Annotated in this window: 16 protein-coding genes; 8 read left to right on the forward strand and 8 right to left on the reverse strand. The window is 70.1% G+C overall.

Annotated elements, in window-relative coordinates:
* The 3 genes from KUG43_RS11800 to def all read right to left on the reverse strand — a co-directional run bounded on the left by KUG43_RS11800 (nt 1) and on the right by def (nt 1671).
* Complete coding sequence (locus tag KUG43_RS11800; protein ID WP_353618018.1) at nt 1-786, reverse strand: DUF3747 domain-containing protein; 786 nt, start codon at nt 784-786, stop codon at nt 1-3.
* A gap of 76 nt (nt 787-862) precedes the next feature.
* A complete protein-coding gene (locus KUG43_RS11805; protein ID WP_216909279.1) occupies nt 863-1060 on the reverse strand; it encodes a hypothetical protein in 198 nt (65 codons plus the stop codon).
* Nucleotides 1061-1065: 5 nt separating this feature from the next.
* Nucleotides 1066-1671 (reverse strand): peptide deformylase, encoded by a 606-nt coding sequence (def, locus tag KUG43_RS11810; RefSeq protein ID WP_216909281.1) that lies wholly within the window; start codon nt 1669-1671, stop codon nt 1066-1068.
* 53 nt (nt 1672-1724) lie between these two features.
* Between def and KUG43_RS11815 the strand changes: the two genes are divergently transcribed.
* From KUG43_RS11815 to KUG43_RS11825, 3 genes are all read left to right on the forward strand, one after another.
* Nucleotides 1725-3638: an alpha/beta hydrolase family protein gene (locus KUG43_RS11815; RefSeq protein ID WP_353618019.1), complete on the forward strand. Its 1914-nt coding sequence runs from the start codon at nt 1725-1727 to the stop codon at nt 3636-3638.
* Entirely contained in the window at nt 3635-5059 is a 1425-nt protein-coding gene (locus KUG43_RS11820) for a sodium/glutamate symporter (RefSeq protein WP_216909282.1), read from the forward strand. The genes KUG43_RS11815 and KUG43_RS11820 overlap by 4 nt, the downstream gene beginning before the upstream one ends.
* A gap of 76 nt (nt 5060-5135) precedes the next feature.
* Nucleotides 5136-7223 (forward strand): acyltransferase family protein, encoded by a 2088-nt coding sequence (locus KUG43_RS11825; protein ID WP_216909284.1) that lies wholly within the window; start codon nt 5136-5138, stop codon nt 7221-7223.
* 72 nt (nt 7224-7295) lie between these two features.
* Here the strand turns inward: KUG43_RS11825 and KUG43_RS11830 are convergent, their stop codons facing one another.
* Nucleotides 7296-9380, reverse strand: coding sequence for a bifunctional aldolase/short-chain dehydrogenase (locus KUG43_RS11830; protein ID WP_216909286.1), 2085 nt, complete (start codon nt 9378-9380; stop codon nt 7296-7298).
* Between the two features lie 58 nt (nt 9381-9438).
* On the opposite strand from KUG43_RS11830, the gene KUG43_RS11835 reads away from it, so the two are divergent.
* Nucleotides 9439-9879, forward strand: coding sequence for a hypothetical protein (locus KUG43_RS11835; protein WP_216909288.1), 441 nt, complete (start codon nt 9439-9441; stop codon nt 9877-9879).
* Between the two features lie 11 nt (nt 9880-9890).
* Nucleotides 9891-10886, forward strand: a complete 996-nt coding sequence (locus KUG43_RS11840) for a zinc-binding alcohol dehydrogenase family protein (protein ID WP_216909290.1) — start codon at nt 9891-9893, stop codon at nt 10884-10886.
* On the opposite strand, the gene KUG43_RS11845 is transcribed toward KUG43_RS11840, so the two are convergent.
* Entirely contained in the window at nt 10883-11848 is a 966-nt protein-coding gene (locus tag KUG43_RS11845; RefSeq protein ID WP_216909292.1) for a class I SAM-dependent methyltransferase, read from the reverse strand. The two genes, KUG43_RS11840 and KUG43_RS11845, sit on opposite strands and share 4 nt — an antisense overlap.
* A gap of 96 nt (nt 11849-11944) precedes the next feature.
* Between KUG43_RS11845 and KUG43_RS11850 the strand changes: the two genes are divergently transcribed.
* Complete coding sequence (locus KUG43_RS11850; RefSeq protein WP_216909294.1) at nt 11945-12373, forward strand: hypothetical protein; 429 nt, start codon at nt 11945-11947, stop codon at nt 12371-12373.
* A 4-nt stretch (nt 12374-12377) separates the two neighbouring features.
* On the opposite strand, the gene KUG43_RS11855 is transcribed toward KUG43_RS11850, so the two are convergent.
* Together KUG43_RS11855 and KUG43_RS11860 are read right to left on the reverse strand one after the other, a co-directional pair.
* The gene (locus KUG43_RS11855; RefSeq protein WP_353618020.1) at nt 12378-12827 is read right to left on the reverse strand and encodes a TA system VapC family ribonuclease toxin; all 450 of its coding nucleotides are present in this window, start codon (nt 12825-12827) and stop codon (nt 12378-12380) included.
* On the reverse strand, nt 12824-13093 hold the full coding sequence (locus KUG43_RS11860) for a hypothetical protein (RefSeq protein ID WP_353618021.1): 270 nt from the start codon (nt 13091-13093) through the stop codon (nt 12824-12826). Before KUG43_RS11860 ends, KUG43_RS11855 begins: the two co-directional genes overlap by 4 nt.
* A gap of 75 nt (nt 13094-13168) precedes the next feature.
* On the opposite strand from KUG43_RS11860, the gene KUG43_RS11865 reads away from it, so the two are divergent.
* Entirely contained in the window at nt 13169-13588 is a 420-nt protein-coding gene (locus KUG43_RS11865) for a cytochrome c oxidase assembly factor Coa1 family protein (RefSeq protein WP_216909296.1), read from the forward strand.
* A gap of 7 nt (nt 13589-13595) precedes the next feature.
* Here KUG43_RS11865 and mtnA read toward each other — a convergent pair whose 3' ends face one another.
* Nucleotides 13596-14708 (reverse strand): S-methyl-5-thioribose-1-phosphate isomerase, encoded by a 1113-nt coding sequence (gene mtnA, locus KUG43_RS11870; RefSeq protein ID WP_216909298.1) that lies wholly within the window; start codon nt 14706-14708, stop codon nt 13596-13598.
* A 182-nt stretch (nt 14709-14890) separates the two neighbouring features.
* Between mtnA and KUG43_RS17080 the strand changes: the two genes are divergently transcribed.
* The gene (locus KUG43_RS17080; protein ID WP_286194694.1) at nt 14891-15013 is read left to right on the forward strand and encodes a hypothetical protein; all 123 of its coding nucleotides are present in this window, start codon (nt 14891-14893) and stop codon (nt 15011-15013) included.
* Nucleotides 15014-15054: the final 41 nt, after the last annotated feature.

Genomic DNA, 15054 nt, shown 5'->3' on the forward strand with positions numbered 1-15054 from the left:
TTAGCAAGTGGGGCTACGCCCCACCGCTTCAGAGCTTGGTGGCGGGGGGCACGGCCGGCGGGGCCAGGGGCTGCTGGACGGAGGACGGCGCCGCCTCCTTGACGGGGACGCAGCCGTGGGGGGCTGGGCGGGCTCAACAGCGGTGGGCTGGGGCTGGGCGGCGGTCGCCGCCGTCCCCGGCCAGCTGTCGGCGTAGACGTAGAGGTGGCCAAGGTTGCGGCCGCCGAACTGGCGACGCATCAGCCGCCAACCGGGCTCCAGCTGCAGCTTCAGGAACCCCGGGGCGCTGCCGCGGGTGCGGGCCACCACCATCTCCGGGCCGGCTCCGGCCTTGGTGGGGAAGGCCAGCAGCAGCATGTCGCCGCCGCTGCGGGTCACCATCAGCCGGTAGGAGGTGGCCAGGTCCTGGCCGCCCACCCTTACGGAATAGCCATTGGCATCGATGTAGCGGTTGCAGATGCCGGTGAAATCAAAGGTGGCCAGCAGGGGATTCACCGGGGCCGGCGTGCCCTCACCCACCTCAAAGCAGGGCCGCACGGGCTTGAGCTGTTCGTAGATGTTGAGCTGGGCTTTTTCGCCCTTGCTGCCGATGGGGGCAGCCACCATCAGGAAGTTCTGCTGGTCGACCTCGGCGGCGGCGAACAGGGCGGAGGCGCGGCCGGGGGCTGGGGAGGTGATGGCCAGGCTGGTCGCCACCAGCGTCAAGGCCGCCAGGCCTGCGCGGTGGAGCACGGGAAGGGTCACGGCGTTGATCGAAGCGGCCTGAATCGTATGAACGGTAACCACCGGAAACCAGCCCATAGGCACAATCGGACGGCCGGTTGTCGGGCCGGCCGAGGGGGCGCAGCGAGCCGGGTCGGGCTCAGGCGGGCTTGTTGATGCGGATCGCCACCAGCAGGGCCAGCACGGTCCCCGGCAGGCTGCCGGCCAGGATCCAGCGGGTGACCTGGACGCCGAGATCAGGCTCGCCGTAGGAAAGCTCGAAGATCGATCCGGTGGCAGCGATGCCAAGCAGACAGGCCAGGCCCAGGAAGAGGCCGGCCAGGGGTTTCATCGGCATGGGAATCAGCGGATCGACTGGACGTCGGAACGGTGGAAGCCATGCTGCTGCAGGCCGTCGTTGAGGCTGAGCTCGTCGGTGACCCGATCGACGAACAGCACGCCGTTGAGATGGTCCATCTCGTGCTGGATGCAGCGGGCCAGCAGGCCATCGGCCTTGAGGCGGCGGGGGCGGCCCGTCTCGTCGCGGTAGGTCACCTCCACCACCGAGGGACGCACCACATCCAGATAAACGCCGGGAATGCTCAGACAGCCCTCCTCATAGGTGTTGAAGGAGGCGCCGGCGGCGGTGATCTCGGGGTTGATCAGCACCAACGGTGGGGTGGCCGCCTCCTCCAGATCCAGATCGATCACCAGCAACTGGCGGTGCACGCCCACCTGGGGGGCCGCCAGACCGATCCCCTTGGCGGTGTACATGCTGCGCAGCATGTCGCGGGCCAGGTCGCGGACGGAGGCATCCACCTTGCTGATGCGCCGGGCCGGGGCCCGGAGTTCCTTCGAGCCCAGTTTGTGGATCTCGAGAGGGGGACGTTCCAGCGGCACCTTCGGCACCAGCACGGAGTTGCCACCCTGTTCGGCAGACCGTGCCATCTGGGCGAAGCTGCGGGCCAAGACGTCACCTGAAACGATGGTTCGATTCTAGAAGCAGCCTGCGGAGGACTCGGGTGGGGGAGCCGTCGTGGCAGGAACCGGACCCCCTGCCCGCTGCACTGGCGGTGGGTCGGGCCACCGGCGTCGCCGAACCGCGGCTGGCCGGGGGGCGCCTGTTCTGGCTGGAGCAGCGCCCCAGTGAGCGGGGGCGCACCACCCTGATGGCGCGGAGCCCTGGCGCAGCGACCGTGGAGCTCACAGCGGGGTCCTGGAACGTGCGCAGCCGCGTGCATGAGTACGGCGGCGGCGCCTATGCAGTCGCAGGCGACCAAGTCGTGTTCGTCGACGACGGTGACCGCTGCCTCTGGCAGCTCAGCCTGGCTGGCGGTGGCGACCCCACAGCGACCTCAGTGCCCCGGCGGCTCACGGCCCCATCCGACCCGGAGCGGCCGCGGGCCTTCGCCGATGGCCTGATCGACCAGCCTCGCCAGCGCTGGATCGGCGTGATGGAGCAGGACGGCCTCGACCGGCTGGTGGCTGTGCCCCTGGCGGGGGGCGAACCGGAACGGCTGCACCAGCCGGCCGACTTCTGCGGCTACGCCGTGCTGGCCCCAGGCGGCGGCCACCTGGCCTGGGTGGCCTGGCAGCAGCCGTTCATGCCCTGGGAGCGCAGCCAGCTCTGGCTCGCCGCCATCGACCCGGCCGGGCAGCTGCAGCAGGCCCGGCCCATCGCCGGCTCAGGGCCTGGGGATCCCCTGGGGATCTCGGTGTTCCAGCCGCTCTGGCTCGACGACGGTTCGCTGGTGGTGGCCAACGACCGCAGCGGCTGGTGGAACCTGGAACGGCTGGCGGACGTGGCCGCCCTGGGGTCGGACACCCCGCCGCGATGGCAGCCGCTCTGCCCTCTGGAAGCGGAGTTCGCCAGTCCGCAGTGGGTGTACGGCCTGCGCACCCTGGCCTGGGACGGCACCCGGCTGCTGGCGGCGGTCTGCCGCCAGGGCTGCTGGGAGCTGGGCCGGCTGGGGGTCGACGGCGGCCGCTTCGAGCCGATCCCCCTGCCCTTCAGTGAGCTGGCGTCCCTGACGGCGGAGGCGGGCCGGCTGGTGGCGGTGGCCGGGGCGCCGGGGATCGGCCAGGGGCTGCTGGAGCTGGACACGGCCAGCGGCAGCTGGCAGCACACTCCAGCCTCACCACCGCCACTGGCCGCCGAGGCGATCAGCCGGCCGGAACCCCTCTGGTTCGAGGGCCATGGCGGCCGTCCCGTTCACGCCTGGTACTACCCGCCCCGGGGCGGCAGCCGCGCCGAGGCACCCCTGCTGGTGAAGGGGCACAGCGGCCCCACCGCCATGGCCGGCACGGGGCTGAACCTGGCCATCCAGTTCTGGACCAGCCGCGGCTGGGGCGTGGTGGATGTGAATTACGGCGGCTCCACCGGCTTCGGGCGCGCCTACCGGCAGCGGCTCGACGGCCAGTGGGGCGTGGTGGATGTGGCCGACTGCGCCGCCGCCGCCCTGGCCCTGGTGGCGGCGGGCAAGGCCGACCCGGACCGGTTGGCCTTCGAAGGTGGCAGTGCCGGCGGCTTCACCGTGCTGGCAGCCCTGTGCTTCACCGACGTGTTCAAAGCCGGCGCCTGCCGCTATCCCGTGGCCGATCCGGAGGCCCTGCTCGGGGTGGATCACCGCTTCGAGGCCCGCTACACCGAAACCCTGATCGGCCCCTGGCCCGAGGCCCGGTCCGTCTACGAAGCCCGTTCGCCGCTGCGCCATGCGCAACGGATCACGGCGCCGGTGGTGTTCTTCCATGGCCAGGACGACCGGGTGGTGCCGGCGCGTCAGAGTGAGCAGATGGTGGAAGCCCTGCGCCGAGGCGGACTGGAAACGGAACTGCACCTGTTCGCCGGAGAGGGCCACGGCTTCCGCGACAGCGGCGTGCGCACCACGGTGCTGGAAGCCACCGAAGCCTTCTTCCGCCGCCAGTTCCGCCTGTGATCGCCGCGCTGGTGCCGGGGGTGGTGGAAGGCGTCGAATGGCTGGCCCTGGCCCTGGCGGCCCTCACCGTGCTGCTGCTGATCGGCAGCAGCGTCGGCGGGCTGCTGGGCATGAAGCGCTGGGGACTGCCGGAGGCCCTGCTGGCGGGCGGTCTGGGGCTGGCGGTGGCCCCGGCCGGGCTGCTGCCCCTGCTGCCCCAGCGGGTGATCGACCTCTGGGACCAGCTGCCCCTGCCCCTGCTGACGCTGGTGTTCGCCACCCTGCTGCTGGGCAAGCCGCTGCCGAAGCTGGGGGGGCTGTGGCGCCCGCTTTCGGCCCAGGTGCTGCTGGCGCTCACCCTGGCCTTCGGCCAGTTCCTGGTGGCGGGACTGGCGGTGCTGCTGGTGCTGCAGCCCTGGCTGGGCGTGAGCCCAGTGATGGCCTGCCTGATCGAGGTGGCCTACGAGGGCGGCCACGGCTCGGCCGCCGCCATGGGGCCCACCTACGAGCGGCTCGGGCTGGAGGGCGCCCAGGCCCTTGGGCTGGCGATGGCCACCGTGGGGCTGCTGGTGTCGACGGTGGTGGGCGGGCTGCTGGTGGTGCTGGGAAGGGCCAGGGGCTGGCTGAAGTTCCCCGAGGCCCTGCTGATCGAGGAGGCGGTGGCGCTCCTGGAGGAGGGGACCCCGCCCCTGCAGGAGGTGCCGATGGATCTGCCCCTGGAGGCGGGCACCGTGGAGGTGCCGGCGCTGTGGCGGCAGATCGCCGACTGGGCCGTGAACCTGGGACTGGCGGGGGTGGCGGTGCTGTTCGGCTGCGGAGCGCTGGCGGCGCTGCGCTTCGTGGCCGACGCCAGCGGCGGGGTGTTCGCCCTGGTGATCGACGCCCTGCCCGTGTTCCCCCTGGCCCTGGTGGGGTCGCTGCTGGTGCGCCTGATCCTGGAGAAGAGCGGCCAGACCCAGTGGGTCTCGACCGCCATCCAGGGCCAGACCGGCACCATCTCGGCCGACCTGTTGATCACCGCCGCCACCGCCTGCCTGGACCTGAGCCTGCTGGCCCACGACTGGATCCCCCTGACGGTGCTGGCCCTGGCGGGTCTGCTGTGGAACCTGGGGGTGATCCTGCTGCTGGCGCCGCGGATCCTGCCGCCCGACTGGTTCGAGCGGGCGATCATCGAATTCGGCCAGGCCACGGGGGTGGCCGCCAGCGGGCTGCTGCTGCTTCGCATGGCCGACCCGGGCGACCGCAGCCAGGCTGTGACGGCCTTTTCCATCAAGCAACTGCTGCTCCAGCCCCTGCTGGCGGGGGGCGTGATCACCGTGGTGGCGCCCCTGGTGGTGGATGGCTGGGGGCTGCCGGCCTGGACCGGCCTCTGCCTGGGCCTGGTGGTGCTGTGGAGTGGGCTGGGGCTGTGGCTGGCGGCGCGGGCGAAGGGAGCGACCTGAGCATCGAGGTGCTGCCATCCCTCAATCACTGAGATGATTCGCTGCGGATCTCCACCTTGGGCAGCCCAAAGCAAAGATGTTGCGTTCACCGTCCTACCGCTCGGAGATCGACGGTCTGCGCGCCCTCGCCGTCATCGCGGTGATCATCAATCACTTCAATGGCAGCTTGATGCCAAGCGGCTATCTAGGTGTCGATATCTTTTTTGTCATTTCCGGCTATGTCATCACCGCCTCGTTAAGCAACCGCACCAGCACGGGGCTGGCAGACCTCGTCAGGGATTTTTACAGTCGCCGCATCAAACGGCTGATTCCCGTACTGGTGGTTTTCGTTCTGGTCACCAGCCTAGTCGTCTGCCTGTTCGATCCCTATCCAGCCCTGTCTCTCAACACGGGCATCGCCTCATTGTTCGGCCTTTCCAATCTCTATCTGTGGCTTCAGGCCACCGACTACTTTGGGGCGGCCACCCAGCTCAATGCCTTTACCCATACCTGGTCACTTGGCGTCGAAGAACAGTTTTATCTGATCTTCCCTGGGATCGGCTGGCTGACTGGCTGGGCCAGGAAATCACCCTCTGGCCGCAGGAATCTGATCGTAGGGATGGCTGTACTCAGTGCCCTTTCGCTGGTTTCCTTCATCGTGCTCTACACCCGGCAACAGGCTGCGGCTTACTTCCTGATGCCGCCACGATTCTGGGAAATCGGCGCCGGATGCCTGATTTTTCTGTGCCAGTCGCCGCTTGGAACAGAGCCTCCAACGCCTCGAGTGGCACCGATCCTGGTCACCGCGGCTCTCATCGGAACCCTGTTCCTGCCGTTGGCCAACGGACGGGCGGCGACGATCCTGATGGTGCTGCTGACGTCGGCCTGGATCATGCAGTTGCGTACGGATTCGTACACCAAACGGGGCTTCTCCCAGCCAACGCTGGTCTGGATCGGGCTGATTTCCTACTCTCTCTATCTGTGGCACTGGGCCGTGCTGGTGATCAGTCGCCAGACGATCGGCATTCATTGGTGGTCGTTCCCTTTCCAGGCCGGGATCATGGTGCTGCTGGCGGCAGCGTCCTATCGCTGGGTGGAGACGCCCTTCCGGCGCAAGTCCTGGTCCAGGACGGAACAACGCACCGTCCCCTATGGCCTCAGCGCTGTCCTTGGGGCAGCGCTTCTGCTGATGCCGCTGAGTCGCTGGCAATGGAGTCGATTTCTGTTCACAGGCACAAAGGATGCCGGGGAGGATCGCATCGCGCGCCATCTCAAGCCGGCACTGACACCTCTCACAGCTGCCGAAAAACAACGCCAAGGCAACTGCGCATTTTCCACCCAACTCCTTTCCAAGCAGTCATTGCTCGACACCTACAGGAGGTTGTGCCTGGCCAACGCAGACCAAGCCGGCCCGCTGATCGCTTTGGTTGGCGACAGCCATGCCGAAGCCGCTTTTCCCATGGCTGACGCCCTCGCCAAGGAAGGCCGCAGTGTCTTCTTCATGGCGCGGCTGGGTTGTGTCTTCCCAGGCCAGGGTGAGGCGAATCAAGGCTGCTACGGACAGACGAAGCAAACTGCCGCCTTCCTGATCGATAACATTCGCAAGCATGGCGGCGGCGTTGTGATCGTCGATTCCTTCCTGCAGGGGCACTTCGGATACGAGGGCCACATGCGCCATCAGTTCCAGGCCCACCCCTCAGGGGATCGCCGGAGCGTGGAAATGAATCTCGCCGATTACGAAAAAGCCCTGGACCAACTGGCCACCAGCCTCAGGACGGTGAATGGCAAGCTCGTGATCATCGGCCCAAAACCGGACCATGAATACTATGCCGCCAGACGAGAAGCCGTCTCTGCACGATGCAACCGCCAGTGGTTCACACCCTTTGAAGGCACGCAATGCCGGGGTGACCAATTCGGCACAAAAAAAAGCGCCATCTTGGAGCGAACAGGATCAATTGCCGATGCCCTGAAGTCTGTCAGCAGCCGTCAAGACAACGTCTACGTCTATGATCCGCTGCCCTGGTTATGCCGGGATGGCAAGACCTGTCAGGTCTTTCTTGGTGATCAATCGCTCTATCTGGACTCGAATCACTTCAGCAAGCTGGGGGCACTTCACCTGCTGATGGATTTACGGCGGTTCCTGCAGGCCAAGGGGCTGCTTCCAGCCACTCCAGCGCGACCATGAAGCCCAGGGCGGTAGGAAGCCCGCCCCACCCGAATAAGGACGCTCAGCGCACCGTCGCGCCGAAAGCCGCGCTCATCTGACCATCGCCGCCACGTTGCCGCCATCGACGGTGAGCACAGCGCCGGTGGTGCGCTCCATGCGGGCCAGGGCGACGAAGGCGTCGGCCACGTCGCTGGCGCGCACCTCGGCCCCCAGCAGGTTGCCGGCCATGTAGAGCTCCTCGCTGAGGCCGCGGGCGGCGGAGCGCTCCTTGATCATGGTGTCGTCGAGCAGGCCGGAGCGGATGCGGTCGGCGTTGATGGCGTTCACCCGCACGCCCGCTTCGCCTTCTTCGAGGGCGTACTGGCGCACCAGGGCCAGCAGGGCCGCCTTGCTGATGCCGTAGGCGCCGAAGTTGGGGCCGGGGTTGAGGGCCTGCTTGCTGACGTTGAACAGCAGCTGGCCGCCCAGGCCCTGGGCGCGGAACACCGCCAGGGCGGCCTGGGCCACGCTCTGGTGGGCGAAGAAGTTGAGCTCGAAGCTGGCCCGCAGGTCGTCGTCGGCCAGGGTGGCCATCGGGCCGGTCCAGGCGGCGCCGGCATTGCTCACCACGATGTCGAGGCCGCCGAAGTGGGCCGTCACCGCCGCGATGGCGGCCTGCACCGCTGCCGGGTCGGTGACATCGCAGGCGGTGCCGAGGGCCCGCTTGCCGCAGGAGGCCGCCACCGCTTCGGCGGCGTCCTGGTGGAGATCGAGCACGGCCACCTCGGCCCCGGCGGCGGCGAAGGCCCGGGCGGTGGCCGCACCGATGGCCCCGGCCGCTCCGGTGACCAGCACCACCTGGCGGGCCAGGGGCTTCTCGGCCGCCTTGCCGAGCTTGGCCTGCTCCAGGCTCCAGTACTCCATGGCGAAGGTGTCGGCCTCGTTGACGGGCGCGAAGCGGCCGATGGCTTCGGCCGCCAGCAGGGTCTGGGCCCAGGCCTCGGCGATGTCGGCCACGGTGGCCGCCTCGGCGGCCGACTTGCCGATGCCCACCAGCCCCAGGCCCGGGATCACCGCCACCCGCGGCAGGGGATCGAGCGCCTTTTTGACGCCCCCGGCGGCGGCGTTCTGGCGCTGGAAGTAGGCGCGGTAGTCGGTGGCGTAGGCCTCCAGGGCTTGCTCAAGGGAGCGGCCCCAGGCGGCCAGGGCGTGGCCGTCGCCGCCGGTCGGCAGCGGCGGCAGCACCAGGGGCCGGGCCTTGGTGCGGATCACGTGGTCGGGGGTGGCGACGCCGCGGCCGGCCCAGTCCGGCAGTCGGGCGTCGTCGCTGATGGCGCGGGCCAGGGGGGTGTCGCGCAGCGCCAGGATCCAGTGGGGACGGACGCCGGCGGCGACGGCGGCCCGGCCCAGGGCGCCCCGCAGCATCGGCAGCACCGCCGCCGAAGGGGCCGGGCGCTCCGGCACGGCCACGGCATGGAGCGAGCGCTCCCCCCGGGCCAGGCGCTCCTCGGCCCGCCGCACCAGGTCGATCATCCGGTCGTAGCTCTGCTCGGCCGTCGCCCCGAAGGAGAACAGGCCGTGCTGCAGCAGCACCATGCCCTCGGGCTCAGTGCCGCCGGCCGCCGCGGCCTCATAGGCCAGGGCCGCCGCCTTGGCCAGGGCGAAACCGGGCATCACGTAGGGCACCAGGGCCACCCGCTCGCCGTAGACCTCGCGGCACACCTCGGCCGCATCGGGCTGGTCGGCCAGGGCCAGCAGGGCGATCGAGTGGGTGTGGTCGACGAAGCTGTGGGGCAGGAAGGCGTGCAGCAGCGCCTCCACCGAGGGGTTGGGGGCGGCCGGATCGATCAGGTTCTGGCGCTGGGCCGCCACCATCGCCTCGTCGCTGAGGGCGTCGAGGACCCGCAGGGCCTGCAGGGGCTCCAGGCGCACCGCCGGATGGCCCGGCGGCTCGATCGTGCCCAGGTCCCAGCCCGATCCCTTGACGCACAGCACCCGGATCGGCTCGCCCAGCAGCCCGTGCACGGTGGTCTTCACCGAGGTGTTGCCGCCGCCGTGCAGCACCAGCTCGGGGTCGGCCCCCAGCAGCCGGGCCGAGTAGGTGCGCAGGGCCAGGTCTTCGTTCACACCCTGGTCGCCGTAGCGGGCGATCGCCTCGCAGGCGGCGGCATCCGACCAGCGATGTTGCACGGCCATGGGGCGAAACGGGGACTCTGGGGGGAGACTACGGGGAGCGATCCTCCGGGGGCTGCCCGTGTCCATCCGCTGCCGCCGCCAGGACTGGAAGCCGTGGGCCGGCGGGGTGTTGCTGCCCCTGCTCCTGGCCATGGGGGTCGGGGTGGCGGCCCCCGCACCGGCCCAGACGGTCCCACCCCAGATCCCCCGCGATGGCTGGAAGGACTGCGAGTACAACGACAAGCCCCTGGCCTGCGTGGATGCGCAGATCCCCGGCGGCCTGAAGATCCGCTGGAAGGACGGCCAGTCGATGACCTACCGGGCGGTGTCCGGCAAGGGCAAGGACGCCAATGGCAGCGACCTGCTGCGGGACCGGCTGGGGGGGATCTGGCGCCGGGAGCTGTTCGTGCAGGGCAACATCACCCTCACCAACGAGGCCAACGGCAATCGGATCTTCGTGCCGCTGCGCTTCCCCTGCAAACCGCCCCTGAAGGGGGAGGTGGGCTACTGCCGCTACTGACCCCGCCCGCCATGAGAGCGATTCTCGCCACCCCGGCCCTGGTGGACACGGAGCTGCCGGAGCCCGTCCCCGGCCCCCTCGACCTGCTGGTGCGGATCGAGGCGGTGGCGGTGAACCCGATCGACACCAAGCTGCGGGCCGCCGTGGGCGAAGGGGATCCCCCTCGGCAGCTGGGCTGGGACGCCGCCGGGGTGGTGGCGGCGGTGGGGGAGCGGGTGGGCCGCTTCCGGGTGGGGGATGGGGTGATGTTCGCCGGCGATGCGGGACGGGCCGGCTGCTACGCCGAAGCCGTGCTGGTGGACGAGCGGCTGGTGGGCCGCAAACCGGCACAGCTCTCCTGGGCCGAGTCGGCCAGCGTGCCGCTGACGGGGCTGACGGCCTGGGAGGCCCTGTTCGAGCGGCTCGACCTTGATCCAGCCGGTGGCGGGGGCGGCAAGGGCCCCAGCCTGCTGATCCTCGGCGGCGCCGGCGGGGTGGGCTCGATCGCCATACAGCTGGCCCGCCGGGCCGGGGCCGTGGTGGTCGCCAGCGCCTCGCGCCCCGAAAGTGCCGCCTGGGTGCGGGAGCTGGGGGCCCACCACGTCGTCGACCACCACCGGCCCCTGGCGCCCCAGCTGGCCGCCCTGGGCTTCGAGGTGGTGGACCGGATCGCCAACTTCAGCGACACCGACGCCTACTGGGAGGTGATGGCCGAACTCATCGCACCGCTGGGGTCGATCGTGGCGATCGTGGGCAACCGCCGCCCCCTCGACCTCAACCGGCTCAAGGCCAAGAGCGTGACTTTCGCCTGGGAGTTCATGTTCAGCCGCTCCCAGTTCCAGACCGCCGACATGGGGCGGCAGGGGCAGATCCTCGACCGGCTCGCCGAGCTGCTGGAGGCCGGCGAGCTGCGTCCCACCCTGGGCCGCACCCTCAGCCCCATCAACGCCGCCAACCTGGAGATCGCCCACGCCCAGCTGGCCACCGGCAGCACGATCGGCAAGGTCGCTTTGGTGGGCTGGGGCTAGGCCAGCCGCGCCACCAGCACCCGGTGGCGGGGGTCGCAGGCCTGGCGGCGCACGTCGCGGAAGCCGGCCTGCTCCAGGGTCCTGGGCAGATCGAGGCTGAAGTAGTCCGCCAGGTAGGGCTCGGTGCTCTTGAGCAGGGTGGCGATCGGCGCCGGCAGGCGGCGGATCACATCTGAATCGGGGTCCTGATCCACCAGGGCCACCACCCCGCCGGGCCGCAGCAGCCGGGCCGCCTCACGCAGCACCGCCCGGGTGGCCTCCATGGGCAGCTCGTGGCAGACGAACTGGAGCGTGATCAGATCGACGCTGGCCGCCGGCAGGCCTGTGGCCTCGGCGGCGGCGTGGTGCCAGCGACGGATGCGCCCATCAGGATCACGGACCCTGGCCACAGCCAGCATCTGGGGGGAGAGGTCGAGGCCGTCGACGGCGACGCCTGTGCCCTCACGCCGCTCCAGCCAGTCCTTGAGGGCCAGGGTGCCGACGCCCACCGAGCAGCCGATGTCGAGGGCACTGCGCACCGGGCCGGCGAGGCTGGGCTCGATCGCGGCGAAGATCGCGTCCCTCAGCCGCCGCTGGGCGTCCTGGGGCTCAAGGGTTTCCCCCGGCCACACCCGCAGGGCCATGGCATCGGTGGCCTGCTCCGCCTCGCCGGCCGCCTGCCAGCAGAGGTTGCCCTCCTGGTAGGCGTGGAAGCGGGCCCGGTAGTAGGCCGGCGTGGCAGTGGCCGCATCCGTGCTGCTGGCCAGCAGCGGCTCGGCCTGGCGCACCAGCTCCTCGCGCCGGGCCCGCCAGGCGATGCCGCGGCGCTCGGCGGTGCGGATGATCAGCTGGCGGGCCTGCAGGAACAGCAGCCGCCGCAGGGGCTCGACCGCCAGCAGCCGGTCGATCAGCCAGCCGAGGGGATGGCGCGAGGCCACCCAGTTGGGGGGCGGAGCCGGGGCGGCTGGCTGGGCCTGGGCCATGGCGACGGAGCGGCGGAGGCGGAGGTGGGAGCCCATTCTCGCCGCAGTCAGCCCAGCTGAATCGGGGTAACGTCCCTGCGACCTTGCAAGCAAGCCATGGATTGGCGTCCCCGTCTGCTGGCCCTCTCCACCTCGTTGCTGGTGGGCGCTGGCGCCCTGGTCGGCGGCGCCGCCCTGGCCACACCGGCCGGATCCCTGCTCAAGGGCCTGGCGCTGCCGCTGCCCAAACCGGCGGCCAGCCTGTTCGCCGCCAATGCCATCGGCCAGACCAGCCTCAACACCCAGCTGCCCGGCAAGCCCGAGGAGCTGCTCACCAAGGTGAAGGCATCGCTGGCCAAGCAGGGCTACAGCGAGCGCAAGATCAACACCGTGGTCGGCCCGTGGGGCTTCAACCTGGTGCTGGATCCCCCGTCCGGCACCAAGGTGGATGGCACCGCTGAGGGCAAGGCGGCCGCCCTGGTGCTCCAGGCCACCGCCATCGGCCCTAACCAGCTCAACCTCAACGTCCGCTTCGAAGGGCTCTGAGGGGTCAAGGGCCCGGTAGGGACAGCCATGACAGGCCTTTGAACCGGCCGAAGTCCTGATCGAAGCTCACCAGCCGCCAGCCCCCGGAGATGGCCAGGGCGGCCAGATGCACGTCCGTGCAGAGCCGGGCCGGCCACGGATCCTGGCTGAGAAGATGGCGGAACACGGGCCAGCTGGCGGCGGCCTCGTCCACCAGCCTCACCCCCGGCTGCTGCAGGAACGCCGCCTGAACGTCGCTGGCCTGGCGAAGGCTGAGCACCGCATCCCCCATCACCCGAGGCTGGCTGAGCAGGCGCACCAGAACGAGAGCGGTCACGGTGGTGAACAGCACGGTGTCGGCCGCCGCCACCTCCCAGTAGCGACAAGCAGCGGCGTGGTGCCTGTGGCCACGCCAGACCAGCGCCAACCAGAGGTTGAGATCGGGCAGATCCGCCGGCGCCTGCAGGGGAGTCATTCCTCCTCCAGCAGGGCGAACAGGCCAGCGTTGGACAACTGATCCGGCCGCAGGGGCAGCTCAGCATCGATCCGCGGCAGATCGGCGGCCCGGCGGGTCGGGGTGTCGCGGCCGTGGCCCGGGGCCTCCAGACCCTGTTCCACAAAGGAACACAGCAACTGCTTGAGCGTGGTGCCCTCGAGTGCCGCCCTGGCCTTGAGGCGCGCGAACAGGGGATCGGGCAGCTCCAGGGTGGTGCGCACGGCCAGGCGAACGGAGATGCGCACTTTAATGCGCACACGATGCAATGGGCCGCTAGTGACAAGCAGCGCGATCCAGGCAGCCAATGCCAAGGTGGCCCCATGGACAGCAAGCCAGCCCCCAACTGGTGGGCCCGTAACTGGAAATGGCTGGTGCCGGCCGGCTGCCTCACCGGCCTGGCCGGGGTTGCGGGCTTCATCGCCCTGATCGTGGGCCTCGTGTTCGGGCTGATCAAGTCGTCGACGCCCTACCAGCAGGCCCTGGCCAAGGCCCAGAAGGATCCCGTGGTCATCAGCCGGCTGGGCACGCCGATCAACGGGGGCTTGCTGGTGTCCGGCAGCGTCAATCTCTCCGGTGGCACGGGCCAGGCCAACCTGGCCATTCCCCTGCAGGGGTCGAGGGGCAGCGGCACCCTCTACGTGGAGGCCCGCCAGAGCGCCGGCACCTGGACCTACTCCACCCTGACGGTCCAGCCCGATGGCTCCGGAGAGCCGATCAGCCTGCTGCGGCCCTCGCTCTGAAGCCGGCTCAGCCCGCGGCCACCGGGGCGGCGTAGAGCGCCTGAAGGCCCGCCTCACTGGCCGGGGCCACGCCCCGCTCGGTGATCAGGGCCGTCACCAGCCGGGCGGGGGTGACATCGAAGGCGGGGTTGAAGCCGTCGCTGCCATCGGGCACCAACTGCACGCTGGTGGGCTCCCCCGCGGCAGGCTTGCCGGCGATGCGGGTCACCTCCAGGGGGGAGCGGGCCTCGATCGGGATCTCCTTCACCCCGTCGGCGATCGACCAGTCGATGGTGGAGGCGGGCAGGGCCACATAGAAGGGCACGCCGTTGTCGTGGGCGGCCAGGGCCTTGAGGTAGGTGCCGATCTTGTTGCAGACATCGCCGCAGCGGGTGGTGCGGTCGGTGCCGACGATCACCGCATCCACCTGGCCGTGCTGCATGAGGTGCCCGCCGGCGTTGTCGACGATCACGGTGTGGGGCACACCTTCCCGGCCCAGCTCGAAGGCCGTCAGGCTGGCCCCCTGGTTACGGGGCCGGGTCTCGTCGACCCAGACGTGGATCGGCAGGCCGGAGCGGTGCGCCTTGTAGATCGGCGCCAGGGCCGTGCCCCAGTCGACCGTCGCCAGCCAGCCGGCATTGCAGTGGGTGAGCACGTTCAGGGGCTGGCCGCGGCGCTCCTCGGGGCGCCGGGCGGCGATCTCCTGGAACAGGCGCAGGCCGTGGTCGCCGATCGCCTCGCACATGGCCACGTCCTCCTCGGCGATGGCGGCCGCCTCGGCCTTGGCCGCCTCGGCGCGCTGCTCCGCTGCCAGGGGCAGCACCGTGGCCCGCACCCGCTCCAGGGCCCAGCGCAGGTTGATGGCGGTGGGGCGGGTGGCATCGAGGCGCTCGAAGGCCGCGGCCAGGGAGGCGTCGGAGGGATCGGCCTGCAGGGCCAGCATCAGCCCGTAGGCCCCGGTGACGCCGATCAGGGGCGCCCCCCGCACCACCATGGTGACGATCGCCTCGGCCGCTTCCTCGACGCTGCTGAGCGAACGGGTGACGAAGCGGTGCGGCAGCAGGGTCTGGTCGATCACACCGACCGAGCGGCCGCCCTCCTCCAGCCAGATGGTGCGCCAGGGCCTGCCGTCGATGTTCATGGTCGTGGAAGCAGCAGAGAGATGGTTCCGATCATCCCTGCCGGCAGGGAAGGGCCGACCCAGGGCGATAGTTTGAAGCCCTTCGTTGAGCGCCGACGGTGCATTCACGACCTGCCCTTGTTGGACTCGGTCTTCTGGTCGGCCTCCTGGGCGCCTGCGGTTCCGCTCCAGCCGCGAAGGTCGTGGCGCCTGCTCCGGCGGAATCGCCGCTGCTGGCTCCGATGAACAAGGCCAGGCAGGCCGTGGATCAGGTCAATGCCGCCCAGGATCAGCACGACAAGGCGATCGAGAACGCCCACCAGTAAGGCCCCGCGTGTCCTCCAGGGTTCCGCGACGGCGCTGCAAC

The sequence above is a fragment of the Synechococcus sp. CCY 0621 genome (assembly GCF_019038465.1).
Classification (GTDB): Bacteria; Cyanobacteriota; Cyanobacteriia; order PCC-6307; family Cyanobiaceae; genus Cyanobium.